Raw genomic sequence first — 25,801 nt, 5'->3', positions numbered from 1 at the left:
GACTAAAAATTTAAAATGCCCAGCTACCCTTGCGGAAAATTGGCTCAACCGTACCATCTGGTAAAATACCATCGATGTCCATTTCACCACTGCCAATCATGAAGTCTTCGTGTGTCACAGAAATATTGGCACCCAATGCTTCAAGTTGACCGTTTTCTAGGTCTCTACCACCCTCTAAGCAAGTCGGATATGCCTCACCAATAGCTAAATGGTTTGAAGCATTTTCATCAAACAGCGTATTAAAATATAAAATTTCCGACGCTGAAATTGGTGACTCGTGAGGGACAAGTGCTACTTCACCTAAGTAGCTTGAGCCTTCATCCACTTGAATAAGCTCTTGCAATAAATCATGTCCTACTTCTGCCTCTGCCTTAATAATTTTGCCCTCTTCAAATGTTAATTTAAAGCCATCGATGATATTGCCCTGATAGACTAATGGCTTCGTATTACTAACATAACCGTTTACACCTTGTTTCATTGGCAGTGTATAAACTTCTTCTGTTGGCATATTGGCCACAAAGACATTATCTTCTGGTGTTTTACTACCACCAGTTAGCCATTTATGTTGTGGTGCTAAAGCGATTGTTAAATCTGTACCAGGTGCTGTATAGTGAAGCTTTGCATACTTTTTATTATTTAAAAGCTGTGCACGAGATTCTAAATTAGCTACATGCTGACGCCAATTATCAACGGCATTGCCTTCTCCAATATGAACCGTTTTAAAGATAGCTTCCCATAATGCAGGTACTTGCTGCTCCTCTGTTAATTGAGGGAAAACCTTTGCTGCCCATTTAGCTGAAGGAACTGCTACGATGGACCAAGCAATTAAATCCTTCATGACTGCATTGCGATAGTTTTTCAATGCTGCCCCTGATACTTTTTGATGTGTTGCTAGTCTGTCTGCTGGAATTCCTGTTAGCTTATCAGGATCTGCTGCATCAATCCATAATAGAGCTCCTTTACGTTCAATCAGTTCATCACGCATTTTCACAACCCATTCAGGGAAGCGATTAAATTCCTCATCGGATGCATGCTCAAAATAAGCACGATCCAATTCATCATCGGAAAAGTTTACATGAACACGGCCTGCCCCAGCCTTGTAAGCCTCTTTTACAACTAAACGGGCAAAATCTAAAGCATCCACAGATGTATTGACTAATAAGTACTGGCCTGGTTGGATATTCACCCCCACTTTTACTGCAAGCTCTGCATATGCCTGTAATTTCTCTTCAAATGTCATACTATTTCCCTCGCTTCTGTCCAATTGTTTTAGAATTACCTTCAATCAGCTCGCCATCATGCCATATTTTTTGCACAGGCTTGCCCGGAATTTCCCTTGTCCATTTTTTATAGGTTTTTTCATCACGATAAGATAATAAGGTTAATACTTCACCATCAGCTCCAGCACGCCCAGTACGACCAGAACGATGCAAATACTGTTCAATTGTTCGTGGGACATCAACATGAATAACATGTGTTAAACCTGCAATATCTAAACCACGAGCTGCAATATCTGTTGCAATTAAAATACGTGCATCTCCTTTACGGAATGCATCTAACGCTTTTTTACGTTCTTCTTTCTTCATATCAGAATGGAGCGTGACAATCGGTGCTGAACGGTATTGTAGTTTTGTTTCCTTCATTAATAATTGATCGATATTATTAACAAAAGCCAACGCTCTTAAACCCTCTGTATGGGAAAGCCGGCGCAGGAAATCCGTTTTATCACGTTCTTCTACCTTCACAAAAGAATGGACAACTTTACCGACCTTTAACATGTCCTCAGGCTTTATTTTAAAACGCAGTGGCTCAAACATCATACGACTTGCCACTAATTCAATTTCCTCTGTAATCGTAGCCGACACAACAACAACTTGTCGGCCATAGGCAGAACCTTCGATAAAGGATTTGATTACAACACGGTATTCACGACTTAGTAATTGATCACATTCATCTAAAATAACTGTTTCGACTTCTTTGAGTTTTAATTTTCCTGCTCGTGCTAATTCGTTTAAACGCCCAGGTGTGCCAACAACAATCGTTGGCTTTTTCTTCAACTTTTCAATTTGACGAGCAGAATTGGCACCACCAATCAGCTGTTGAACAGTGATGTCTGTTCCAGCTGTCCACTCACGAATAACTTCTACGATTTGCATAGCGAGCTCTTGCGAGGGAGCTACAATCAGTCCTTGTGTTTGCTTTTTTGCCCCATTCACTTTATTTAATAATGGTAAGACATATGCTAACGTTTTACCTGATCCTGTTGGTGATTCCGCCACAATATCTTTGCCTTCAAGCATAGCTGGTATCATTTCATCTTGAATTTTCATGGGTGTTTCAAAGTTCCATTTTGCTTGTAGTTCTTCTTTTAATAAATTTATGACTGACATGTTATTTCCCACCTTCTATCTACTTGACACTAGTTTAACACACTCCGTAGGTTCCTACTTTATATGTACGTAAGCAATTGTCTAATCGTTTCAAGAGAACATTGCTTCCTTTCATAAAAAATCTGCTTCACTCAACACGGAAAGTAAGCCTGTCCACAACTCTTTCAAGAATTGTAGCTTACCCGTGAAAAGCAAGCAGATTCTTTTCAATTCAACTAATCGACTAATTCATAACCACAAGCTAAAATGGCACATTCAGCTAAAACGATTAATGAATCAATATAAATGTCACTTAGCTTTAAATCTCTGTTTACAACAGATAGCTCTGTACAACCTAATACAATTCGATCACAATTTAGTGCTAGCATCGCCTCTTCTATCGGTTGCCAATCTTCTAGCGTAACATCCTTCCCAGCCTTGACATAATCATAAATGATCGACATCACATAGGATCTCATTTCATTATCTGGAACAACTGGTGTAATACCAAACTCCTCAAGTGCTTCCTGATACATCCGTGATGTTAACGTGCCTGTTGTTGCTAAAATACCTACTCGCTTTGCTCCTAAATCAGCAGCACGCTTCGCTGTTTCGCGAATCATATGCAAGACAGGTATAGGAGAACCCTCTTCAATTTCTTGATAAAACGTATGCGCCGTATTACATGGGATCGCTATTATGTCTGCTCCTACCGAAGCTAATTTTTTTGCATCCTCAATAATGACTGGAACTGGATTATCCTTTGTATTATCTAAAATAAAGGCCGTACGGTCAGGAATATTTGTATCATTATCAATAATGGTATGTAAATGATCCTGATCTTTTTGTGCTTTCGTACGTCTTACAATCATTTCTCCTATAAACATTGTTGCAAGTGGACCAACGCCACCAATTATACCTAAAGTTTGTTTTTTCATGTGTTAGACAGACCTTTGTTATTAAAATATTTCTTATAGCTACGATAAAAGCTTAAATTATCAAGCGTGACATTCAACCAACGTTTTGCATTCATATCCTTATAATTAAAAATAGAATCTGTAGCCATACCTTGACGAATTAAACTTTTCGCCTCCATTACTAGTTGTTCATTTTGAACATATTTGAAAAGCACACCATTCGGTACAATTGTCCAAAGATGCTTGTTCCTCACATATGTTAGTTGTTGTTTACTTCCTCGAACATAATCGTTCGCTACATACTGCATTAAATTAAAGCCACTGGCCGTCACATAATAATTGGAAAGTTCATTATGTAATTCAATACTCAACAATTTATATTGACCATCACGATCATCATATTTCATATCAAATGTGGCAAAGCCTTGGAATTGTATCGCTTCAAGGAATAGCTTAACATTATCCATTAATTCCTGATGATAGGTTGTCATAATCGCTACATAACGTCCTATCCCTTCTGGAGAATGTTCTTCTAAAATAGGGTTTCCTACGGCAAGAAGTTTTGCCTTCCCATCTTGTCCTATATATGCATTAACAACACGCATGTTAGCGTCTTCACCTGGTATATATTGTTGAATCATCAGATCATCACGATAAGCTGATTCTTTATAGATAGCACGTAATATACTGTCCTTTTCGTCCTTATCATATGCAATATATACTTTTTTCTTACCAGGAAAAATACAAGTAGCATATTTTGTCATATTCATGGGCTTAATGACAACTGGATAATCAAATGGCATGTTGTAGTCTTCATAATCATTCACCGTGCATACATGTGTAGCAGGGTATTGAAAACCAAATTGTGCACATAGCTCATACATGCTTTCACGAGTTAAAAGTTGATGCGCAAGTGTGGCGTCTACATAGGGAACTAGAAAATCCTCTGCTAACTCTTCTTTGTGTTCTACGATTCTTTTGACATAAAATTCATCACAGGCTAATAGCAGTAATTTTTTGTCTCGGAACTCCTCCGCTATGGCTTTTAGGGCGGTCACAAATCTTTCTTCGATATGAAGTCGCGGTATCTCGCGAAAAGTCCATAAATCACTTTGTTGAATTTTTTCCATGTTCGTATGGTTTAGTGCAAGTGGCTTCACACCATAGGCTTCGTAAAATGCTCGGGCCATGCCATAAGCATTCATTTCATCTCCAAGTAAAACAGGTAAAAAAACGTGCTCAATGGCCATTCTACTCAACTCACTTTTACTTTTTTATTAGTGTAACATACTAATGATTTATAGCTTATTTATGAACAGCTACAGCTTGTTTGCCTAATTCCTGATAACTTTTGAAAAATTGATCGACATTGTAAGTAACATACCCTTTTAAAGGATCCATTACGACTACCTTATCACCTAAATGTCCCGTTAAGACGACTGCATGTAAGTTCATAAAAGCATCATGTCGAGTCGTTTCCCCTGTATAAATCCAGCCTCTTTCTGCTTTTCGTTTAGGCTTTGATAAATCTAGCGTTACCCATGTCACGACAGGAATACCTTCACGCACAAGCTGTAAAATGTCATCCTGTGAGGCGTTACTCATATTTTTGACATGTAAGTCAGCTTGTTTATCTGTAATAACTGCCTCAGCCGCTTTGACAATTGGAGCAGCAAAAACATACATACCACGAGCTTTATCACGAGGATTACCTGCAAAAGCTTCATTGGGATTTGGTCCAAAACGTTGATTGCCTACTGTTCGTATTTCTTGCTTTGGTAAATACTTGTCAGTCATTTCGAGTTTTGACACATTCATTCCAAAATAATTTAATACGGCTGTAAGTGAAGTAATTTCACAGCCATGTGGCAGCTCGGGGTTTTGCATGACAACAGGGACATCTAACTCCTGATCGTCTCTTAAAAAGTGTGTTTGCAATCGATAATAGGGCTTTGTTGTATCGTAAGTGAAATTCTCGATTGTTGTATACCCATTATTTGTCGTACTATTTTCAAGTGTCGTTGCCGCAATTGCATATTCTCTCCCTGCCTTTAGCTTCGAAAATATAGCTTCTCCCTCTTCTGAACCAATCGCTTCTTCCACTACTTCACCTGTTTGTACATCTGTAACCGTAAGGAAGAGATTTGGAATAGGTGCCCCGCTATTAAATTCTACTGTTAAAACCGTTAATTGATTTTTTTGTTCTGCATCTTGCCAAGAAAATGGCTGACAGCCTGAAAGTAACATAATAATCAAAATGCCAATAAGTAAAAGGCGTTTATACCCCGTCCACAAGACAAATTCCGCTCCTATTCTAAGGCGAAGAGCAGCCTCTTCGCCATTCTCATTATTCAATTTGTCGTAGACTCTATTATACGATACTTTCATAGCCGTTCCTATTTTATCTTCATTTAGTAACTATTTTTTGTACTAATAGCGAGTTACACAAGACAGTGAACCCCAAAAATCTGGATAGCAATTATGCCAAAGGATAATTGAACTGTCTTAAATTGTTGTCACTTTCGGCCGTAATGTATGCTTTAGTACCTTCCCAGAGGCATTTCGTGGCAATTCTATTAAAAATTCAATTTCATAAGGTACTTTGTATTTGGCAAGTCGTGTTTGACAATAGGATAGTATCGAATTTTCATCAAGAGACTTCCCTTCCTTTAACACAACAAATGCTTTTGGTACTTCTCCATATACTTCATGTGGCAATCCAACCACTGCTGCTTCTAAAATTTCCGGCATTTGATATAGAACTTCTTCTATTTCGATTGGGTAAATATTTTCTCCACCACGAATAATCATATCTTTTTTTCGATCTACAATATATAAATAGCCTTCCTCATCAAAGCGTCCTAAATCGCCTGAGTACAACCAGCCATCCCTAATCGCTCTTGCTGTTTCCTCTGGATTGCGTAAATAGCCCTTCATTACTTGTGGTCCTCTTACGCATATTTCGCCCACCTCTCCAGCTGGTACGGTCTTTCCTTCACTATCAACTACACAAACCTCTGTCTGTGCTAATGGTTTTCCAACTGAGCCAATTTTCGTCAATGCATCCGTATCTAATAAAGAGGTAGCTGCAGGTGAATTTTCAGTTTGACCATAAAGATTTTGAACCTTTACATTTGGAAATGCTTCTTTCACTTGCTTTACAAGCTCATAAGGCATCGGGGCAGCACCGTAACATAGTAAACGTAAATGATTAAAGCTATGTTCCTTGAATCCAGGAGTATTTAATATAATGGTATACATAGATGGAACACCAAAGAAAATTGTCGCCTCAGTAGCTACAATTTGAGCTAACGTTTTAGTTGGTGAAAATGCTTCTTCAATGACCACTGTTCCCCCTCTATAAAACATAGGCATAGCAAATACATGAAGACCTGCACAATGAAACAAAGGCGTACAAATAAACATTTTGTCCCTGCTAGACATATTCATAGAAGACGACCAAATATCTGCTGTAGCCACGATATTCTGATGCGTTAGCATGACGCCTTTGGGTTTACCTGTTGTTCCCGACGTATACATGACCACTGCCGTATCGTCAGCCTCTAATTGCACAATTTTTCTAGCACGATTATCATATTCAATTATGTTTTTCATTTCTTGAAATCCGATTGTATGTTGGAATGAATAAGAAACGTCCTCTAATACCTCTGTTAATCTTTCATCAAAAATTAAGCCCCTTGCTTGAGAATGATTAAAAATAAAATCAACCTCAGGAGCAGCTAATTTAGTGTTAATTGGCATCACAATAAATCCAGCTAATTGGACACCTAAATATGCGATTAAAAATAAATCTGAATTGAGCGTATATAGGGCAATCACATCATCCTTTTTAAAATCTTGTTCCTGCAAGTAAGTCGCAAATCTTTCTACACGTTGGTAAAAATCATGATAGCTTATTGCCTTTCCATCATACAATGTTGCAATTGCATTTGGTTGTTGCCTTGCATAGTCTTCAAGAATATCTGTCATAAACTTCGTCATTATAAGCCCTCCATACTTTCATTTTATTATTATTGAATAAACAAGAATGGGAAACTATTAAACTTCTTAAAATTCTGAAAATTACGATTATATTTTATCAAGCAATGTATTTCTTGGCAATTTTTCCACACATTCAAAATATGTAGCTGAAGTAACGAAATATTCTTAGACATTTTACTTTTCTAGTAATTTCTATTAGGTGTATGATACTTGTACGATTATTATTAGGAAAGGCCGGGTTTAAATGCTTTATGCACTTTTAGGAGATTTACATTCTAATATAGAAGACACTAAAGCTGTTCTAGCTCATATTCAACAAACAGCAGAGGAAGCAACAATCATTGGGTTAGGGGATTTATATGAATGCACTGTAAGTAAGAAAAAGGCACAAACCATATCTGGCTTACCTTTGCAAAAGGCGGCCATAGTAGAAAGTGAATTTGAAAAACTGCTAACCTTCCCCTCTATTCGAGGCAATCAAGAAGAACGTATTACTCAGGTCACTGGCATTGAACGTTTTAAAGCTTTACCAGAGACAATAGAGATTGATGGAGCCACGCTTATGCACGGACATCAATTTAGGTGGAATGTAAGCTGGCAACCGACTTTCCCACCCTTTCAAAAACCATTATTTTTCTTCGGGCATAGTCACGAATCAGGTCTTTATCATCAACAAAAAAAGCTGCCGATTCGTATTCGCTACGGGCAACCAATTGCGTTACAAGACAAACAATATGGTGTGAATGTAGGCTCAGTTATCAATCACCGTGAATGGTGTCTTTATGATAGCCAAAAGCGTACAGTGACATTTATGTGTGTTCCACCTATTAATCTATAAAAGAGCAAGCTAGTATGTAGACTAGCTTGCTTTCCATTTTTTAATGAATATATTGCTTTTTCTCACTCAATAAAATTTCCTTTAACTCTTTTAATTTTTCAATTACAACATACGATTCATCCGTAATTTCTTTCAGGTATTTTTCAGCGCCCGTTTTATTCCCTACATTGTACTCACGCACTGCTTTTTTTGCTATATCATGCACGTGAATAAATGGTTGTTCTAACTCTGCGTAGACACGCTCATCACCTAACAGTTTCTTTCCTGTGCCGTAGTACCATTCGCCAAGGCGTGATTCTTTTGGAGACCCTACATCCTGCTCCGTCATCGTTTCAAAGCCTAGTAGCAAATTGTAGATTTTCCATCTCCACAATAGGTGATCGGTAATAGCTAATTCAATAATATCCTCTTGGCTAATAATAAAGTTTTTAGAAATTGTTGTGGATCGGTATCCATCAATCATTTTACTTAACTTATAAATGGCAGAGCCCATATCAAAAACGATTACCTTACTTTTTTGCATGCTCTCTGTAATTGTATGGTTACGTTCAGAAATAGTAGTAGCAGATTGTGCCTGAACCTTTGTCGTTGTAGCTATTTCCTCAAAGCGCGCCCCCTGCTGCTGTAAGTTTTTATTTAGCTCAGCTAGCGTCTGTGATATATATAAGGTATCTGTAACACCTTGATGTAAATCTTGGGAAAATTGAGTCGTCAATGAACTAATATTATGGGTAATATGAAGTAGCTCCTGTATATCTGTATGTATAGATTTGACAGATGTACTTGTATCATCAGCAAGTTTCCGAACTTCCTCTGCAACAACCGCAAAACCTTTTCCTGCTTCTCCAGCACGAGCGGCCTCTATTGATGCATTTAAAGCCAACAAATTTGTTTGATCTGCTATTTTTTTTATTAATTCCATTAATTTCGCTACACTATTTACACGCTCAACTAAACGCCTAATATCTTCCTGCATTGATTTATGGCCTTCATCGGTTGTCTGTAAAATAGATGATACTTGTTGTAATGATTCCAAATCCTGATTTAATTTTTTAAAGGCATGCTTTGTTTGATCTGAAATATCACCCACTGATGCGGCAATTTCTTCAATACTTTCGTCTAACTCATGCATTAATTGATCTGCAGCAACAATCTCCTGTTGCTGAATCTCCTGAAATTCAATTAGTTCCTTAATGGTATCTAGCTGTGTATTATAAGTAATTATTTCACCTAATCCATTTACTACAGATCCTGCTTGAATTTCAATATAGGTCTCCAAAATAATTTGTTGATCAATTGTTACTAAGCTATCGTAAGACAATAAAACATCCAGCATTTTTTCTTCATCACGAGATAGTTCTTTGACAATAAGTGGAATGATTAATTGATTAATCAGTGTATAGGCAGAAATCATCCAATTCGGTAGTACACCAATTCTTGCATGAACATATGCAATTTTACGACGCTTAAAGACATAATCTAAATCTAATTCATCATCAAATAAGCTAATGAAATGGGTATCAAACAATCCTTTTAAGCGCTCTACTGTGGAATGTGTATTGATGACCTGATTAAACTCTGGGATTTCCAGTAGACGAGCATAAAAATTATCGAGTATATGCTGTCGATTATTCTCGTAAATTTTACGTAAAAACCCAACAGATTCTCTTCTAATTCTAGATAAAGCAAGGAAATCCAATTTTTCTTTAAAGCGTTCATTTGTTTCGATGTCTGAATTTTTCGTAGCCGAAAAATAATCATAACTTTGATTAATCTTCTTCCTTTTGAACATAGCTCCCACTCCTAGTTGTATTCAAGTAAAATAAAATTACCAATATTTTAAAGCCAATTATAGTTTTCTCTTCATTACCTTCAACTAATAAAACATATATATTTTACCAACAATAGAATGACAAAAATAGATTCTCATTTAATTCTTTACACTTTATTATTTTTTCGTCCACTTTATTGACAATTTCTTATTTTCTTAGTTAAACACTGTCTTTACGCAGAAAAAGCGCTAAAATCCTGATTGATTTAGCGCCTTCTTCCCATATAAACTTCTCGTTAGTGCTAGCACTCGCAATCGCAATTTTGTAAACTATCCAGTAGCTTTTCCATGGCTTCTAGTTGCTCACACAGCGTTTGAATCATGCAACGTAGGATTGGAATTAACTCTTGACAGATGCAGAATCTAAGCACATTTTGTGCCAGTCGTATACCACCCTGATGATGGACAATCATTTCCCGAAGATAATTGATATTAATGCTATTAGAGACTGGTGGAGCACACATTGCATTGAACATAGCTTCTGTAATTTCTTTGTAAGCACACATATACTCGTATAATTCATACTCTGAATTTTGTACGACACAACATCGATTTTGTATCGCTTCAAGACTCTCAACCATTTCTGTATGTGTGCGAATGATTTCTAAGGCGAGATTTTGCACAGGTATATTCGTTGTATAACGTAAAACATTTTCAGACATTTGTATTGCTGCAACTTGATGAGGGATGATTTGCTTAATAAAATTTTCTGAGATACTACAAGTAATGGTTACATAGGTCATACCCTGCATCATTTTTTTGAGGATTCGCTGATATTCCTCTAAATATGCCTTTGTCACATTACTGAGTTCAATTGGTTTAGCCATTAGACACACTCCTTTCAGAGTAATGTATGCCTGCTAGGTTGTTGTGCGATAGACAATTGTACCAATTGCTCAATTTTTACCAACCTTTATCATCGTAAAAAACTATACTTGCTCTTTCTTATATGTAGCTATGCATGTTGAACAAATGCATAGATTTGGCTCTCTTTGCACTGTAGTTAACAGGGTTTCTGGAATGCTAACTGTCATACACCAGCACTCTTTTTCACCTTTTGCCACGCCACAATGGTTTTCGCCTCCGCATAATGGACATTTTATTTCTCCAGTTGACATGCTTTTACAACTCCTTTATTTTTCATCATTGTAAAATAAAAAGGGAAGAGCGCTCAATACCTTGCTCCTCCCAAAACTTTAATGTTGATGCTTGTGTATATCTTGTTTTACTTCTTCAATGTCAGTGTCACTATAAATAGATGTTCCACGTCCGCCACTTTTTGCTAACAGGGCCTTCACTTCATTATAGGATAATCCTGCCTCTGCATTTTTTTGCTTCACTTCGTTAATATTTGTGCCTGCAGATGTAAACTGGATGTCTTTTTCACGATTCATCATTTTTACCTCCTATAATTCATCTGGCTGCATTTCAATTAATTCGTCGCCTTCTCTTTTTACACGCTTATTGAGTTCCTCTATCGGAATGGCATCTACAGTTTGCATATCCTCATGCAGATCGAAAAGACTAATCGTATCTGATTCAACCATGTCAGGCTTGTCCTTACTATTTAAATTCATGAACATTTTCTTTTCATGTGGTATTTTTTCGATGTCCATTCTGTCACACTCCTTTTCCTATAATGTGTGTAATGCTGAACAGATTATGTGTCTTTCTCTTTCGTACTTTTATCAATTCGATGATACTCAGCTATTTGAATAACTCGTACATGTTTTGTGTGCAGTTCATGGTATATCCCCCTACTATCCGTAAAGGAGATATATTGATCACGTTCATTTTTCACTAATTTTTCTGCCTCTTGTTGCGATTCAATAAAAATGAATCTTCGTACATAATGTACCTCATCAAAAAAATACGTAATTTTAAATTCCTTCATCTTTATGCCCCTTAATCCTGCAATGTCACCGCTTATTCTGTCCAGAAACTGAAAAACCTTGCATTCCTATAAAACATTCTGAAGCATATAGTAGAGCAATAAACCTTTGCATTGGAGGGACTAAAAATTGATTCATACAGTCAAAGCTGGTGAAACCCTTGTTCAAATTTCTCAAGATTACCGTATACCTTTGTCATCTATTCTCGCTGCTAATCTAGGAATTCAGCCTGACCATCTTTTCAATGGTCAACAAATTATCATCCCCGGCTTGCCCGACCCCGAAGCAATTCCTTACCATATCGAGATATCCACCAATAATCGCTGGCTCCGTTTATATAAAAACAATATCCTTCAAAAACAATACCCAATTGCAGTTGGACGCATGCTTCACGAAACACCAGTAGGTAGTTTTATTATCATCAATAAAGCGCCAAACCCTGGCGGTCCTTTTGGTACGATGTGGATGAGTCTTTCTAAAGAACACTACGGAATTCATGGCACAAATGATCCTAGCTCTATTGGGCATGCTGTTTCACATGGGTGTATCCGCATGCAAAATCGAGATGTTGAAGAGCTAGCCAGTATTGTGCCAATAGGTACAGAGGTAGTGATTCATCCCTAACCAAAAAGGCTATCTAGTCAGCTTAGATAGCCTTTTGTTTTAATGATCTTGTTCTCTAGCCTGTGCAAGCTTTGTTAAATAGTATTGCTCTTCACGCCACATATGATCCGCCATCGGAGCTGTAAATGTACCTAGCACCTCTGCACTTAGCTCCATTTCTTCTAATTCTCTTAAGAATGTTTTAAATAATGCCATTTCAAGCTCAACATCTTTATTAAAGCGTTTTAAAGCAGGAAAGGAATCCATATTCGTACGTAAATAGCCTGTTAATTCTACGGCCTTTAAGTAAAATTGTTCAAAGTGTTGAGCAAACTCATGACTCTTTTGCTTCAAACGCTTCTATGGGCTCTTTGAATATCATCCTTTTCTGAGGGATAGAGGGCGTCATGAATAAATTGAGCATGATTTTGCATGATTTCTAGCCAAAATCTATGCTCAAAAATAGCATGTTGCACAAAATTAGACAAAGCTTTACCTCCTTTTAATTTGATTTTAGAGAAATATTCTTGTTATCACTCCATTCTATTCTTTGCATTATACAATTAGTCGAATAGGAAATTTCGTATAGGATGAAATGCTAAAAGCTATACTACCTATGGCAAAAGCATTTAGATGGCTTTATTTAAAACTATAGGAGGGAATACGTTGTCAACAAGTAAACAGCTATTATCCATATTCGCCCTAGGTGGGATAAATGAAATTGGTAAAAATATGTATGTAGTACAATATGCAGATGACATAATTATTATTGATTGTGGAGCAAAATTTCCGGATGAAACCCTGCTCGGAATTGATTTAATCATTCCTGATATTACGTTTTTACTTGATAATAAGGAGAAAATTAAGGCATTAATTGTCACACATGGACATGAGGATCATATTGGTGGAATTCCCTATTTATTAAAAAAATTAAACGTCCCTGTGTATGCTACCCGATTCACCCTCGGACTTATTGAGTTAAAGCTTAAGGAACATAAACTTTTAAGAGAAACGGATTTAATTGAAATTCATGCTGATTCAGCACTACATTTAGGACAAATCGATATTAGTTTCTTTAGAACCAATCATAGTATACCCGATTGTTTAGGAATCGTTTTAGCTACCCCTGAAGGAAATGTTGTCCATACGGGAGACTTTAAATTTGATCTAACGCCCGTTAACAATCAGTTTGCTGATATTCATAAAATGGCTGAAATCGGTTCAAAGGGTGTGCTTGTCCTTATTTCAGAAAGTACAAATGCAGAAAGACCAGGTTTGACCCCTTCTGAGCAACTTGTAGGGCATCATATCGAGGAAGCCTTTTTACATGCTGAACGAAAAGTAATCATCTCAACCTTTGCTTCAAATGTTAATCGCATCCAACAAATCGTACATGCTGCAATTGCCACCAATAGGAAGCTAGCTTTAGTAGGGCGTAGCATGGTCAATGTCGTTGATGTCGCGATTGAACGAGGTTATTTATTTGTACCAGAAGATCTGTTAATTGATGCACGAGAGGTAAAATACCTCCCACCAGAAGAGGTCGTGGTCCTCTGCACAGGTAGCCAAGGTGAGCCTCTAGCTGCACTAGCAAGAATAGCAAATGGTAATCATCGCGAAATTAAAGTTTTACCAGACGATACAGTCATTCTTGCGGCTTCACCAATCCCAGGTAATGAAAAGGGCGTTTCTCGCATTGTAGACAATTTGTTTCAGCTTGGTGCTAAGGTTATTTATGGTTCTTCCAGTCATACAGGTATGCATGTATCAGGACATGGTCATCAAGAGGACTTGAAACTTATGCTGACGTTTATGAAGCCTAAATTCTTCATCCCTATTCATGGTGAGTATCGTATGTTACATCAACATCGTTTATTAGCAGAATCTATTGGCGTTCAAAAGGGACATACATTTATTATGAAAAATGGTGATGTAGTTGATATTGAAAATTCAAAGGCAAGGCAGACACGGAAAATTCCTGCTGGGGATACCTATGTAGATGGGATTGGCATTGGTGAGGTGGAAGGTATTGTCCTCCGTGATCGCAAGCAACTTTCAGAAGACGGAATGCTTGTTATTGTATTGACACTCAATAAAGCAGACGGTGCTTTTATTTCAGAACCCGATACCATTTCACGTGGTTTTGTTTATGCTAAAGATTTCGAGGCACTGTTAACTAAAGTCAATGTGCTTACCAAAGAAATCGTCAATGAGCTTCAAGAAGAGGGCAGACAGCAAATACATGTCCTTCGCCGAGAAATTAAAAGAGCTGTTGGACAATATTTATTTACCCAAACAAAAAGAAAGCCCATGATTTTACCAATTATTATTGAAATTTAACAAGTCGGTGCAAGGATTGCCCAATCCATTTGCACCGACTTATGTTAATTGCTCAACCTTTGAAAGGAATCATTTAAGAAATCTCCATTATAAACCTTATGTAACATATCAGCATATAAATATTGGAGCTGTTCAAAGCTATGATGTAAGTTTTTTGAATGCTGATTTACTTGTTTTGACACATTATCGAAATACTGTGGAAGTTTTTCTACCGCTGTGACTAAAGAATCTTTATTCATTAATAAATGTTGAATAGCGTTTAATAGTTGTGCTGCTCTATGTTGTATATCAAGAGGAGGTAATTCAATTATTAAACGAAGGATATGACGCCTCTCTTTATTTATTTGATACCATTTAAAAAAGTGAAATAAATAGTCACTAACAACAATGGATTCATTTGGAATAATGGCAATGATACCATGACCGATGCACACAGCTTTTTTACATTGATAAATAATGGTTTCCTTTAAGTTTAATTTGTTGAGAAGAATGCTTTTTGCAGGTACCAGTGACAAATTTAATGAATCAACCGTGTGATCAATCTTTGGCACTTGACTAGCATCATCATCTACCAATAATTTCAATAGTGTTGCTTTGGTGATAAAAGGAGTACCTTCCCTAGTAAAACATTGATCGTTCACAATTAAATGACCAATTTGGACTTTTGCTATTTCTTCTAAAAAAAACTGCTTCACCATGTATGAACCCTCCAATCCTCTGTCCCAATTAATACCCTAAATACAATCTTCATTAACGCATACCTAGTTATTTATTTAGGTCATTTGTCTGGATAAAAGTATTACTCTAAAGATTGTACCATTTTAATGTAACTTTTTCTCCATTATACCACTATAATAGTATAGTCATTTCCATTGTTTTTCACTAGCTTTTAACATAGAGGTGAATCATATGTCAGATTTTTTAAAGCTAGTAGGTGAACAACTTCGGATTATTCGATTATCTAAAGGACTTAGCCAAGAAGAAGTGGCTGAAAGAACAGGGAAGTTAGGTTTCAGTAAAGGAAGAGTTTCCAATATTGAGCATGGACAATCTAATATTACCTTAAGTACTTTGGAAACAATCATGAAGGCATTAGACATTACCCCTGAGGAGCTATTTAATTTTCAAAAATTATCTGGCGTTACTGATATTGAGGAGAAAAACCTCATGCTAGACATTCATCGCTCATTATTAAGAGAACGAAATTTAGACGAGGTAAAATATGTAGTTCGTATAACGAAGGATTTTTTAGATACGATTGATTCTCAATCAAAGAAAAACAGCTCTAACGGTCAATGACCATTGGAGCTGCTTTTTTATTTCAAAGTAACTTTTAGTAGCTACATACCAAACTTTTGACGATAGCCGCATTTTCTACATAATTCTTCCACAGCTTCTCTTCTTGAGAAGCCTTCAACAATCTTATTGGCACGCTCCCCTTCAACAATGTCGGAAAAGGATTTTTCATGTACATTTCCTAAATTAATGACACCTTCCCCATCCAAACAGCAAGGTACTACGGTACCATCCACCAATATAGCTGCTTGACTACGCAGTGCATGGCAAAAACCCTTACCTTCATCCTCTGGCTCTAGGAGACTTGGCCATCTAAACTCATGATCCTGATTTAAATATACATGAGGGGCAATTTTTACCCCTTTACCAGGTTCTACTTTTTCTTCTATACGATAATCAAGATGATACTCATTTTCTAATATTTCTAAAGTCTCGCGGTTGCGACGAGCTGCAACATCCGAAACATGATCCTGTTGTAGATTCCATAAACGATAGGAAATAATCGTATTGTATTCCCTAGAATCTCGCACAAAATCCAATATATCCTCTAAATATTTTTCACGATTTTCAGAGCCTTCATGCCCATCAAAGCTATGCAACGAGAAATTAATTTGACGTAATGCTGGCTTTCCTAATATTTTCTCGCGATTTTTTTTGATTAGCGTACCATTCGTTGTAATATTGACTTTGAATCCTTTTGCATGGGCAGCGTCTAATAGCTGATCAATTCTTGGATGTAGTAATGGCTCTCCTTTCACATGCAAATAAATATATTTTGTATGTGGACGAATTTCATCTAATATTTTATTAAATTGTTCGACTTTTATAAGCCCCTTTGCACGCGCTGTAGGTGGACAAAAACTGCATGCTAAATTACAAACACTCGTAATTTCTATATAAACTTTTTTAAATGTTCTCAATGTTGCTTCTCCGTTCCCATTCAATAAATAATCAAATCTCATTCATTTTAACAAATTTATTGGATAGATAGCAAAAATCGTTGAGCTTCCCTCTGGACACTCCTACCTTTTCTCTAGGTAACATGGCTACACGTACAGGTGGGTTCAAGAAGCGCTAATATCTTAATAGTAATAGGAAAGGAAGGGAGGAGAAACGATGTCTGGTTTTAATTCTAAAAAATTTTATGGACCTGACGAACCTGAGCAGGAATCCTCTAACAAACAAGGGAAAAATCATATAACAATAAACTTCACATTCAATATAGGAAATACAGATTTTCACTTTGAGCAACGTGCAGAAGGCGGAGGCCAAATCAATCATGATGTAGGCACAAATGCCAACCAAGGTGGACAAAATGCTAGTAACGGTAGTCACACACGCAACGTCAATTCGCAATTTGCTGACGGTAATGGAAGAAGTGGTATTGCTGGTAATAATAATGACGAGGCTGGTGGGCAACAAGGCATTAAAGTACGGGATAGTCTTGTCATTGAAAGTGATATTCATTCATCCTCTAACCATAGTGAAAGTAATGAAGAAACTGATGTATTAACTGAAGAAGATGAGTAGATTGGTTTCAAAAAGATCATGTCAGTAGCAAAAAAAAGGCCATTTTACACGAAGAGGCTCTGTGCTCTGCCACTGGAAAGCAAGTAGCCTGCAACCGATTGTTGACCTTTCAAAAAAAATACTATTGATGGTTTTGTTTTTTGACACGATGAAAAAACTTCTATCTGCTTGATGGTACCCTCAACAGATAGAAGTTTTTTTATTATACATTGCGTTTATAATTTTTTGTGCCGTCATATGAATAGAGCATCGGCTTTTTATCGACATAGGTTTCTAAATGAACAGGACGTCCCCATAGCTGGTAAATATAAGGTAATACATTTTCTAAATAGTGTGGATCTAACTCCATCCCTTCATAGCCATGAACTAAATATAGCTCGCCATTCCGCAAATAATCGCCATTTTTTACAACAATATATGGGAAGCCTCCGTTTACACGCATGGATACGAGTTGATCGCGAACCATCTCATGATCCTTATCCGTTATACGGTATTCATTCCCTTTCTTTTGGAACAAGTACAAATCTTCACGCTTCGCTAAATCCTTTGTTAAATAGTTTCGAATAAAGGAAATATCTGATTCTACCTCTCTTACCTCAAAAATCTTTTCACGTCCCGTATTTGGCAAAATACCTAACCGTTTCATTTCCTCGGTAGGATTATTATAGCGATTTTCAATATCCTCGAAAATTTTAATCCCAAGATAATATGGATTAATCGATGTTTTGGAGGGCTGCACAACCCCCGCATTTAATTTGGCATATTCGATAGTTTCAGCAGTAGTTAACTTTAGCTCCCGCATGATTCGTTGATGCCAGAATGAGGCCCAACCCTCGTTCATTATTTTAGTCTCTAATTGAGGCCAAAAATAAAGCATTTCCTCTCGCATCATTGTTAATATATCTCGTTGCCAGTCTTCCAATTCACGGCTATGTTCCTCTAAGAATAACAACAGGTCCTTTTCTGGCTGAGGAGGAAATTGCTTTAATCTGCGTCGAATTGGTTTATAAACTTTTTCTTTTTCTTCTATACTCCATAAATCATCATACGGTGATTTTGTTGGTGGTTTTTCCTCCTCAAGCTCATCCTCCTCACTCCAGGATAGCTTCGGTCTTAAAATTGATGGATCAATATGTTCTTGAATAGCTAAAACAGCATCTAAAAACTGCTCCACCTCATCCTTGCCATACTCTCTCTCATAGCCAGCTATTCGCTCCGCAGTTGCGGTCATACTTTCTACCATATCTCTTCTTGTATTAGAAAAACGTATATTATTTTTGAAGAAATCGCAGTGTGCTAGAACATGGGCAATAATCAATTTATTTTGGGTTAAAGTATTGGTATCGAGTAAAAATGCATAGCAAGGATTTGAATTAATGACAAGCTCATAAATCTGACTAAGTCCTAAATCATATTGAAGCTTCATTTTATGAAATTGTTTTCCAAAGCTCCAATGGGAAAAGCGCGTGGGCATACCGTAGGCGCCAAATGTATAAATAATATCTGCTGGACAAATTTCATAACGCATTGGATAAAAATCTAAGCCAAAGCTTGAGGCAATTTCGGTAATTTCATCTATTGCACGATGAAGCTCTTTTGTGTCCATTTTACGCCCCCTCCTTTGAACGTGGTGCTGAGGATATTTCCATGTTACTCTTCACTTTTCTTGAAAAAGCTCTTTAAGGCGTCATACACATCGCCTTTTTTTCTCAAAATATGGTATCTGAATTTAGGATCATCAATTTTTTTATACGTATACATAAGCGTTGAGAAACGGTTATGCTGATTCACCTCACCATAGCCAAACATGCTGGATACATCCATTAACTCTCCTACTAACTTCAAGCACTTTTCATTGTCCATGGATATATTTTCACCATCTGAAAAATGGACAGGATAAATATTGTAGCGAGACGGATGATATTTATCCTGAATTAATTCCAATGCCTTTTTATAAGCTGAAGAACAAATGGTTCCACCACTTTCGCCCTTTGTAAAAAACTCCTCTTCTGTGACAACCTTTGCCTCAGTATGATGAGCAATAAATTCAATTTCTACTGTTTCATATTTTGACCGTAAAAACTTCGTCATCCAAAAGAAGAAGCTTCTCGCACAATATTTTTCAAATGCGCCCATTGAGCCACTTGTATCCATCATGGCGAGCACTACTGCTTTGGATTCTGGCTTCTCCACTTCATCCCATGTTTTAAAACGTAAATCGTCATTGTGGATTGGCGTTATTTCTGCTTTCCCATGCATCGCATTGCGCTTTAATGCATTTAAAATGGTACGCTTTTTATCGACATTACCCATGAGTCCTTTTTTACGAATATCATTAAACTCTATTTTTTCTGTTTTAATATCTGCCTTTTCTTTTTGCTGTAAATTAGGTAACTCTAGTTCATGAAATAAAACATTTTGAATTTCCTCAATACTGACTTCCGCTTCATAATAATCTTGGCCAGGCTTGTCACCCGCTTCTTTTCCTTTACCTGGAGCCTGATTGGCCTTACTGCCATCCCGCGCTACTACATCTCCAACACTACTATCCCCTTGTCCCTGCCCTACATGCTTAGAGTTATCATAGTTATATCGAATTTTATATTCATCAAGTGACCGAATTGGTATCTTAATAACCTCGCGACCATTGGACATCACAATACTTTCTTCGCTAACTAAATCAGGTAAATTATTTTTAATCGCATCTTTCACTTTTTCCATATGGCGTTGTTGGTCCTGGTGCCCTTTACGATGGAGGGACCAATTTTCCTGAGAAATGACAAAGCGTTTATTTTCGTGTTCAGTCATTTTTATCCTCACCCATCTATCAAATTCGCTTTTTCTATACTATGCTTGTGAGCTAAATTTTTGAACTTTTTTCATAAAATCAATTGTATATTTATCAATCACGCCTCAAACGTCCAGATTTTTTTCGACCATGCTCTAAAGTATCTCTTCAAAGTCTCGGACATCCTCTGGGGCTTTTTGTTGATCAATCTCTCCTCCTGATAATAAAAGGAGTGCCCTAAAAATGGGACACTCCTATCTTAATTGGAACAATGAACATCAAGTTATCGATTGAGCAAACTTCCTACATACTGTAGCAACTCATTTGCTGATGTTGTATTATAGCCATGTTCATCAACAAGCCTTGCCACAACCTCATTAATCTTCTTCAGTTGAGATTCATCTGGCATTTTAGAAGAAGTAGTAATTTTAACGATATCTTTTAAATCTGCAAATAATTTCTTCTGAATGGCCTCTCGCAATCTTTCATGAGAATTATAATCAAAACGTTTACCTTTTCGTGCATAGGCAGAAATTCGAATGAGAATCTCTTCACGGAATGCCTTTTTAGCATTTTCTGAAATGCCAATTTGCTCCTCAATCGAGCGCATTAATTTTTCATCTGGATTCATTTCTTCCCCAGTAAGTGGATCATAAATTTTATTTTTATTACAGAATGCCTCTACATTATCAAGGTAGTTATTCATCAATGTTTTTGCCGATTCCTCATAGGAGTACACAAAAGCCTTTTGTACTTCATTTTTAGCAATCTCATCATATTCTCTACGAGCAACCGCAATGTAATTCATGTATTTTTCACGATCCTCTTGAGAAATCGATGCATGCTGATCTAACCCATCCTTCAATGCTCGTAAAACGTCTAATGCATTTATCGATGGTATCTCTTTGCGGATAATAGCAGAAGAAATACGATTAATAATATAGCGTGGATCAATACCGTTCATGCCTTCATTCGGGAACTCTTTCTTCAGCTCCTCTAAGTCAACGGAATTAAATCCCTCCACATTTTCTCCGTCGTACAAGCGCATTTTTTTAATTAGATCCACACCTTGTTTTTTCGGAACTTCCAAACGAGTGAGAACCGAAAAGATTGCTGCGGCCTTTAAAGCATGCGGTGCAATATGGACATGGGACATATCGCTCTCTTTTATCATCTTTTCATAAATATGCTCTTCCTGACTAACTTTGAGGTTGTAGGGAATTGGCATAACGATAATTCGAGAATGTAATGCCTCATTCTTTTTGTTCGAAATAAATGAACGATACTCTGTTTCATTTGTATGAGCAACGATTAACTCATCTGCACTAATTAAAGCAAATCTTCCTGCTTTGAAATTTCCTTCCTGCGTTAATGATAATAAATTCCATAAGAATTTTTCATCTAGTTTTAGCATCTCCTGGAATTCCATCATTCCTCTATTGGCCTTATTCAGCTCCCCATCAAAGCGGTAAGCACGAGGATCTGACTCTGAACCAAATTCACCAATTGTAGAAAAATCAATACTTCCTGTTAAATCTGCAATATCCTGTGATTTAGGGTCTGATGGTGTAAATGTCCCTATACCCACACGTTTATCTTCTGAAAAAGTAATACGTTCAATCATTACATTTTCAATGCGTCCATCGTATTCCTTTTCAAGACGCATTGTATTTAAAGGCGATAAACTTCCTTCAATTCTAATCCCATATTCCTCAAAGAACTCATTACGCAAATGATGTGGAATTAAATGGAGCGGATCTTCATGCATTGGACATCCCTTAATTGCGTAAACTGCACCTTCATCTGTTCGCGAATATTGCTCTAATCCGCGTTTTAGTAAGGTAACGATAGTTGATTTACCACCACTAACTGGTCCCATTAATAATAAAATACGTTTTCTTACATCTAACCTGCGTGCTGCTGGATGGAAATATTCCTCCACCAGTCTTTCAATTGCTGTTTCAAGCCCAAAAATTTCTTGTCCGAAAAATTTGTACATTTTTTGCCCATCGCGTTCCTCTACACCAGAACTTTTTATCATATTGTAGACGCGTGAATGGGCTGTTTGAGCAACTTCAGGTCTTTCCCTAATGATGTTTAAATAATCTGCAAATGTCCCTTCCCACTTCAGCCTGTTTTCTTCTTCGCGATAGTTTTTCACTTTATCTAAAATGTTAATAGCCTTCCCTCCATTCAGGGCTTGATTTATAACATAGTATGAAGTTAATGGCATGATGATACCATTACTTTTTCTTTGATGAAGTTTCTTCTTATTATTTCTATTTTTGGGGGCAAAAAAATTGCCGATATATCAACTGTTTTCATACATAGAACCTTACTGAATGAAGATAAAAATTTCGGTTATTCTAACGTTAGAAAGGAGGTCCATCATTGCATCGCCATTTTATATTTCTTTTCACATTTTTATTTTTAGGGATTATGCTGTACCCATCTGCCTCTTTTGCAAAGGAGGATCTTACAGAAGAAGAAATTTTACAGCAGCGTATGTCCTATTATGTACAATTCGATGAATTACTCATTCCATGGCATTTTTTAGCTGCTATCGATCAATATGAAAGAAACCTACAATCAGTTCGTAAAGACATCCCTAAACGAGAAGGCTATTTGGCTATTCAATTTTCTGATGAATACTGGTCAGGTGCATTAAATCCTGTAAAGGAAGACACTTCTCCTGAGACAATTAGCTATTTCGGAGGAATGGGCCTTGACGGTAATCATGATGGAATCGCTAGTCCAAAGGATGATGAGGATGTCATTTTTTCGATGGCTAGTTATTTAGGGAAATTTGGAACAACAGATGAGGATTTTAAATTAGCATTATGGGAATATTACGGAAGCGAAGAAGCAGTCAATCAAATATTTACCATCTCCACATTGTACAGACATTTTAAAACTATAGAACTTGATGCACATACCTTCCCGCTAAATATCCGCTCTGATTACAGTTACAGGGGCACTTGGGGCGCCAATCGTGGTTGGGGTGGACGCCGTATTCATGAGGGAACTGATATTTTTGCCAGCTATGGAACGCCTGTATTATCTACCTCTTATGGAATAGTGGAGGTAAAAGGATGGAATCAATTTGGTGGCTGGCGTATTGGTATTCGGGACAATCATAATTCCTACCACTATTATGCCCACCTCGGTAGCTATCATAAGGAAATTGAAGTAGGTACAATTGTAAAACCTGGTACTGTTCTTGGCTATGTTGGAAGCTCTGGCTATGGAAAAGAAGGTACATCTGGCAAATTCCCTCCACATCTTCATTATGGTATTTATAAATTTAATGGAAGAACCGAATGGGCTTTTGACCCTTATCCTTCCCTTCTACAGTGGGAGCGCAAGGCGAAAAGTCAAAAACAATAGAGAATCCTTTACTTATGGCACTTGAAGCATTTTGCTTCAGGTGTATTTTCTTTCTACTTAGGAAATTCTACATAAATATATAAATTAGTCGTTAGATATCTATATATATTTAACTATAAACAAAAGGAAAATAGTTATATCATTGTACTAAAAAACTATTTTTAAATATTTCTATCGAAAGGCTTATTAATACGCATAATTAGTTATAAAATAATACTTGTGTTGAAAAAATTTCTCAATGAGATAGTAAAGGGATGGGAAAATGAAAGGCATTATCAAGTTTAAAACACTTAAAACACGAATTTTAAGTGCATTTATTCTTTTGTTAGTTTTAGTAGTTAGCTTTACAACCTACACTTACAATTCCAATACAAATATGGAAAAACAAGCAAAAGATTTAGTGAAAGAAGATTTAGTTGTTTTAGATGCAAGTAAAAATTTAGCACTCTCTATGAGTGTCCGCCTATCTGCAGCGTTAAATTATGTGTTGACAGGTGACGAAAAATACAAAGAATCATTTGATGAGTATCGCAAAATGGCTGAGGAAAATAACGCTATTCTAGACAAATATGAAAAATCAGATGAACGCGATCAACTTGTAGCAATCGCTCGTGATTGGAGTACCCTTGTCAATACAGAGGTATTTGATATCTACCAAAAGGGCAATAAAGAATTAGCTTTAGAAAATTTAATGGATACACATGAACTCGTAACGAAAGTGCGATATGGTTACGAAAAACTGGCAGATGAACGCGCTAAAGCCATTACAGATGTCGGTAATGATGTTGTATCAACTAGCTCTGAGAATCGAACAATTGGTATCGTCTTTAGCTTGATTCTAACTATAGCTGGTATTCTAATTGCCATTATCACAGCCAGTACCATCTCTAAACCTGTTACAGTAGTAGCCGACCGGATGAAAGAATTAGCAGATGGAAATTTGCAACTAGAGCCTTTGCCTGTAAAAACACGAGATGAAATTGGAACGTTAATGGTAGCAGCCAATGACATGAACGAAAAATTAAAACAAACGATCCAGTCTATCTACTCGGTTTCTGAAACAGTAGCAGCTAGTAGTGAAGAACTTGCTCAATCATCGAATGAGGTACAAGCAGGTACTGAGCAAATTACAGTAACGATGCAAGAGCTGGCATCTGGTACAGAAACACAAGCATCTACCACAGGTGATTTGGCAGAAACAATGACAGCATTTAAGCGTAGCATTCATGAAACTACACAAGAGGGCATTGAATTAAGCGAACATTCTAGTCATGTTCAAAAATTAACGGTTTCAGGGAAAAGTTTAATGGTGCAATCTACCAAACAAATGGCTACAATAAATGAAATTGTATTAGACTCTGTGAAAAAGGTAGAAAATTTAAATGAACAGTCTGCTGAAATATCCAAGCTAGTGTCAGTTATCGATGATATTTCAAACCAAACAAATTTACTTGCATTAAATGCAGCAATCGAAGCAGCACGAGCAGGTGAGCATGGCAAGGGCTTTGCTGTTGTGGCAGATGAAGTCCGAAAGCTTGCTGAGCAAGTACAGTTCTCTGTCACGGATATTGCAACAATTGTCCAGCGTATTCAAGGTGAAACTGGCAATGTAACATCTGCCCTTCAGACTGGCTATGAGGAAGTAAAAAGAGGAACCACACAGCTCGATGAAACTAATGAAACATTTGAAAAAATTTCTGATGCTGTTGGGGATATGATAGTTAATATTTCAACGATTACAACGAATTTAAATCAGCTTGCTCAAAATTCGGAAACCATTAATGCTTCTATTGATGATATGGCCTCCATTTCACAGGAATCCGCTGCTGGCGTTGAGCAAACAACAGCAACTGTTGAGGAAACCGCCGCTACAATGGATGAAATCGCTAGAAGTGCAAATCAGCTTGCTGGAATGGCCGAAGAGTTAAATACGCAGCTACAGCAATTTAAAATTTAATCATCTAAACAACAAAGGCTATCTCAAATTTTTCTATTTTGAGATAGCCTT

General features: G+C 36.9%; 24 protein-coding genes and 1 pseudogene. 7 read left to right on the top strand and 18 right to left on the bottom strand.

The window, feature by feature from the left end; all coding sequences use genetic code 11:
• Positions 1-10: 10 nt before the first annotated feature.
• The 6 genes from ACMGGO_RS02320 to ACMGGO_RS02295 form a co-directional block, all read right to left on the bottom strand.
• Positions 11-1,240 carry an aminopeptidase gene (locus ACMGGO_RS02320; protein ID WP_004225611.1) on the bottom strand — a complete coding sequence of 410 codons (1,230 nt, stop codon included), beginning with the start codon at positions 1,238-1,240 and terminating at the stop codon, positions 11-13.
• A gap of 1 nt (position 1,241) precedes the next feature.
• Positions 1,242-2,390: a DEAD/DEAH box helicase gene (locus tag ACMGGO_RS02315; protein ID WP_004225614.1), complete on the bottom strand. Its 1,149-nt coding sequence runs from the start codon at positions 2,388-2,390 to the stop codon at positions 1,242-1,244.
• A gap of 215 nt (positions 2,391-2,605) precedes the next feature.
• On the bottom strand, positions 2,606-3,307 hold the full coding sequence (locus tag ACMGGO_RS02310) for an aspartate/glutamate racemase family protein (RefSeq protein WP_066038221.1): 702 nt from the start codon (positions 3,305-3,307) through the stop codon (positions 2,606-2,608).
• Positions 3,304-4,536, bottom strand: a complete 1,233-nt coding sequence (locus ACMGGO_RS02305; protein WP_054549004.1) for a hypothetical protein — start codon at positions 4,534-4,536, stop codon at positions 3,304-3,306. Before ACMGGO_RS02305 ends, ACMGGO_RS02310 begins: the two co-directional genes overlap by 4 nt.
• 55 nt (positions 4,537-4,591) lie before the next feature.
• Positions 4,592-5,674 (bottom strand): C39 family peptidase, encoded by a 1,083-nt coding sequence (locus ACMGGO_RS02300; RefSeq protein WP_374806201.1) that lies wholly within the window; start codon positions 5,672-5,674, stop codon positions 4,592-4,594.
• 117 nt (positions 5,675-5,791) lie between these two features.
• Positions 5,792-7,288, bottom strand: a complete 1,497-nt coding sequence (locus tag ACMGGO_RS02295; protein ID WP_257962115.1) for a class I adenylate-forming enzyme family protein — start codon at positions 7,286-7,288, stop codon at positions 5,792-5,794.
• A gap of 244 nt (positions 7,289-7,532) precedes the next feature.
• On the opposite strand from ACMGGO_RS02295, the gene ACMGGO_RS02290 reads away from it, so the two are divergent.
• Entirely contained in the window at positions 7,533-8,126 is a 594-nt protein-coding gene (locus tag ACMGGO_RS02290) for a metallophosphoesterase family protein (protein WP_112116686.1), read from the top strand.
• A gap of 40 nt (positions 8,127-8,166) precedes the next feature.
• Here the strand turns inward: ACMGGO_RS02290 and ACMGGO_RS02285 are convergent, their stop codons facing one another.
• From ACMGGO_RS02285 to ACMGGO_RS02260, 6 genes are all read right to left on the bottom strand, one after another.
• On the bottom strand, positions 8,167-9,918 hold the full coding sequence (locus tag ACMGGO_RS02285; protein WP_420281552.1) for a methyl-accepting chemotaxis protein: 1,752 nt from the start codon (positions 9,916-9,918) through the stop codon (positions 8,167-8,169).
• A gap of 281 nt (positions 9,919-10,199) precedes the next feature.
• Positions 10,200-10,784, bottom strand: a complete 585-nt coding sequence (locus tag ACMGGO_RS02280) for a DUF305 domain-containing protein (protein ID WP_004225628.1) — start codon at positions 10,782-10,784, stop codon at positions 10,200-10,202.
• 102 nt (positions 10,785-10,886) lie between these two features.
• Positions 10,887-11,075 carry a cysteine-rich CWC family protein gene (locus ACMGGO_RS02275; protein WP_048394824.1) on the bottom strand — a complete coding sequence of 63 codons (189 nt, stop codon included), beginning with the start codon at positions 11,073-11,075 and terminating at the stop codon, positions 10,887-10,889.
• Between the two features lie 78 nt (positions 11,076-11,153).
• Positions 11,154-11,351, bottom strand: coding sequence for a hypothetical protein (locus ACMGGO_RS02270; RefSeq protein ID WP_048394825.1), 198 nt, complete (start codon positions 11,349-11,351; stop codon positions 11,154-11,156).
• 12 nt (positions 11,352-11,363) lie between these two features.
• Positions 11,364-11,573 carry a hypothetical protein gene (locus ACMGGO_RS02265; protein ID WP_004225632.1) on the bottom strand — a complete coding sequence of 70 codons (210 nt, stop codon included), beginning with the start codon at positions 11,571-11,573 and terminating at the stop codon, positions 11,364-11,366.
• 44 nt (positions 11,574-11,617) lie between these two features.
• Positions 11,618-11,851, bottom strand: a complete 234-nt coding sequence (locus ACMGGO_RS02260; protein WP_048394826.1) for a hypothetical protein — start codon at positions 11,849-11,851, stop codon at positions 11,618-11,620.
• Positions 11,852-11,978: 127 nt separating this feature from the next.
• On the opposite strand from ACMGGO_RS02260, the gene ACMGGO_RS02255 reads away from it, so the two are divergent.
• Complete coding sequence (locus tag ACMGGO_RS02255; protein WP_274770277.1) at positions 11,979-12,473, top strand: L,D-transpeptidase family protein; 495 nt, start codon at positions 11,979-11,981, stop codon at positions 12,471-12,473.
• Positions 12,474-12,512: 39 nt separating this feature from the next.
• Here the strand turns inward: ACMGGO_RS02255 and ACMGGO_RS02250 are convergent.
• A pseudogene (locus tag ACMGGO_RS02250) lies at positions 12,513-12,922 on the bottom strand (DUF2935 domain-containing protein); the annotation flags it as partial.
• A gap of 196 nt (positions 12,923-13,118) precedes the next feature.
• On the opposite strand from ACMGGO_RS02250, the gene ACMGGO_RS02245 reads away from it, so the two are divergent.
• Positions 13,119-14,792 carry a ribonuclease J gene (locus ACMGGO_RS02245; protein ID WP_048394832.1) on the top strand — a complete coding sequence of 558 codons (1,674 nt, stop codon included), beginning with the start codon at positions 13,119-13,121 and terminating at the stop codon, positions 14,790-14,792.
• 44 nt (positions 14,793-14,836) lie between these two features.
• Here ACMGGO_RS02245 and ACMGGO_RS02240 read toward each other — a convergent pair whose 3' ends face one another.
• A complete protein-coding gene (locus ACMGGO_RS02240) occupies positions 14,837-15,490 on the bottom strand; it encodes a hypothetical protein (protein WP_369579663.1) in 654 nt (217 codons plus the stop codon).
• A gap of 211 nt (positions 15,491-15,701) precedes the next feature.
• Here ACMGGO_RS02240 and ACMGGO_RS02235 point away from each other — a divergent pair, with 211 nt between their 5' ends.
• The gene (locus ACMGGO_RS02235) at positions 15,702-16,091 is read left to right on the top strand and encodes a helix-turn-helix domain-containing protein (RefSeq protein ID WP_004225641.1); all 390 of its coding nucleotides are present in this window, start codon (positions 15,702-15,704) and stop codon (positions 16,089-16,091) included.
• A 41-nt stretch (positions 16,092-16,132) separates the two neighbouring features.
• On the opposite strand, the gene ACMGGO_RS02230 is transcribed toward ACMGGO_RS02235, so the two are convergent.
• Entirely contained in the window at positions 16,133-17,008 is an 876-nt protein-coding gene (locus ACMGGO_RS02230) for a radical SAM/SPASM domain-containing protein (protein ID WP_048394836.1), read from the bottom strand.
• A gap of 196 nt (positions 17,009-17,204) precedes the next feature.
• Here ACMGGO_RS02230 and ACMGGO_RS02225 point away from each other — a divergent pair, with 196 nt between their 5' ends.
• Positions 17,205-17,618: a hypothetical protein gene (locus tag ACMGGO_RS02225; protein ID WP_048394838.1), complete on the top strand. Its 414-nt coding sequence runs from the start codon at positions 17,205-17,207 to the stop codon at positions 17,616-17,618.
• A gap of 202 nt (positions 17,619-17,820) precedes the next feature.
• Here ACMGGO_RS02225 and ACMGGO_RS02220 read toward each other — a convergent pair whose 3' ends face one another.
• From ACMGGO_RS02220 to ACMGGO_RS02210, 3 genes are all read right to left on the bottom strand, one after another.
• Positions 17,821-19,224, bottom strand: a complete 1,404-nt coding sequence (locus ACMGGO_RS02220; RefSeq protein ID WP_112116690.1) for a SpoVR family protein — start codon at positions 19,222-19,224, stop codon at positions 17,821-17,823.
• Between the two features lie 44 nt (positions 19,225-19,268).
• On the bottom strand, positions 19,269-20,426 hold the full coding sequence (yhbH, locus tag ACMGGO_RS02215) for a sporulation protein YhbH (protein WP_048394843.1): 1,158 nt from the start codon (positions 20,424-20,426) through the stop codon (positions 19,269-19,271).
• Between the two features lie 263 nt (positions 20,427-20,689).
• Positions 20,690-22,585 carry a PrkA family serine protein kinase gene (locus ACMGGO_RS02210; RefSeq protein WP_039884612.1) on the bottom strand — a complete coding sequence of 632 codons (1,896 nt, stop codon included), beginning with the start codon at positions 22,583-22,585 and terminating at the stop codon, positions 20,690-20,692.
• Positions 22,586-22,797: 212 nt separating this feature from the next.
• On the opposite strand from ACMGGO_RS02210, the gene ACMGGO_RS02205 reads away from it, so the two are divergent.
• On the top strand, positions 22,798-23,793 hold the full coding sequence (locus tag ACMGGO_RS02205) for a M23 family metallopeptidase (RefSeq protein WP_259951018.1): 996 nt from the start codon (positions 22,798-22,800) through the stop codon (positions 23,791-23,793).
• A gap of 262 nt (positions 23,794-24,055) precedes the next feature.
• Positions 24,056-25,750 (top strand): methyl-accepting chemotaxis protein, encoded by a 1,695-nt coding sequence (locus ACMGGO_RS02200; RefSeq protein WP_048394846.1) that lies wholly within the window; start codon positions 24,056-24,058, stop codon positions 25,748-25,750.
• Positions 25,751-25,801 lie beyond the last annotated feature (51 nt).

The organism is Lysinibacillus sp. BNK-21, from assembly GCF_048684915.1.
In the GTDB taxonomy this organism is placed as follows: domain Bacteria; phylum Bacillota; class Bacilli; order Bacillales_A; family Planococcaceae; genus Lysinibacillus; species Lysinibacillus capsici.
The sequence above is the reverse complement of the archived record's forward strand: the minus strand, read 5'-3'. Positions and strand labels throughout refer to the sequence as shown.

Excerpts from the sequence above, each read along its gene's own strand:
- ACMGGO_RS02320 (WP_004225611.1), bottom strand. The coding sequence starts at position 1,240 with ATGACATTTGAAGAGAAATTACAGGCATATGCAGAGCTTGCAGTAAAA.
- ACMGGO_RS02315 (WP_004225614.1), bottom strand. The coding sequence starts at position 2,390 with ATGTCAGTCATAAATTTATTAAAAGAAGAACTACAAGCAAAATGGAAC.
- ACMGGO_RS02310 (WP_066038221.1), bottom strand. The coding sequence starts at position 3,307 with ATGAAAAAACAAACTTTAGGTATAATTGGTGGCGTTGGTCCACTTGCA.
- ACMGGO_RS02305 (WP_054549004.1), bottom strand. The coding sequence starts at position 4,536 with ATGGCCATTGAGCACGTTTTTTTACCTGTTTTACTTGGAGATGAAATG.
- ACMGGO_RS02300 (WP_374806201.1), bottom strand. The coding sequence starts at position 5,674 with ATGAAAGTATCGTATAATAGAGTCTACGACAAATTGAATAATGAGAAT.
- ACMGGO_RS02295 (WP_257962115.1), bottom strand. The coding sequence starts at position 7,288 with ATGACGAAGTTTATGACAGATATTCTTGAAGACTATGCAAGGCAACAA.
- ACMGGO_RS02290 (WP_112116686.1), top strand. The coding sequence starts at position 7,533 with ATGCTTTATGCACTTTTAGGAGATTTACATTCTAATATAGAAGACACT.
- ACMGGO_RS02285 (WP_420281552.1), bottom strand. The coding sequence starts at position 9,918 with ATGTTCAAAAGGAAGAAGATTAATCAAAGTTATGATTATTTTTCGGCT.
- ACMGGO_RS02280 (WP_004225628.1), bottom strand. The coding sequence starts at position 10,784 with ATGGCTAAACCAATTGAACTCAGTAATGTGACAAAGGCATATTTAGAG.
- ACMGGO_RS02275 (WP_048394824.1), bottom strand. The coding sequence starts at position 11,075 with ATGTCAACTGGAGAAATAAAATGTCCATTATGCGGAGGCGAAAACCAT.
- ACMGGO_RS02270 (WP_048394825.1), bottom strand. The coding sequence starts at position 11,351 with ATGAATCGTGAAAAAGACATCCAGTTTACATCTGCAGGCACAAATATT.
- ACMGGO_RS02265 (WP_004225632.1), bottom strand. The coding sequence starts at position 11,573 with ATGGACATCGAAAAAATACCACATGAAAAGAAAATGTTCATGAATTTA.
- ACMGGO_RS02260 (WP_048394826.1), bottom strand. The coding sequence starts at position 11,851 with ATGAAGGAATTTAAAATTACGTATTTTTTTGATGAGGTACATTATGTA.
- ACMGGO_RS02240 (WP_369579663.1), bottom strand. The coding sequence starts at position 15,490 with ATGGTGAAGCAGTTTTTTTTAGAAGAAATAGCAAAAGTCCAAATTGGT.
- ACMGGO_RS02235 (WP_004225641.1), top strand. The coding sequence starts at position 15,702 with ATGTCAGATTTTTTAAAGCTAGTAGGTGAACAACTTCGGATTATTCGA.
- ACMGGO_RS02225 (WP_048394838.1), top strand. The coding sequence starts at position 17,205 with ATGTCTGGTTTTAATTCTAAAAAATTTTATGGACCTGACGAACCTGAG.
- ACMGGO_RS02220 (WP_112116690.1), bottom strand. The coding sequence starts at position 19,224 with ATGGACACAAAAGAGCTTCATCGTGCAATAGATGAAATTACCGAAATT.
- yhbH (WP_048394843.1), bottom strand. The coding sequence starts at position 20,426 with ATGACTGAACACGAAAATAAACGCTTTGTCATTTCTCAGGAAAATTGG.
- ACMGGO_RS02200 (WP_048394846.1), top strand. The coding sequence starts at position 24,056 with ATGAAAGGCATTATCAAGTTTAAAACACTTAAAACACGAATTTTAAGT.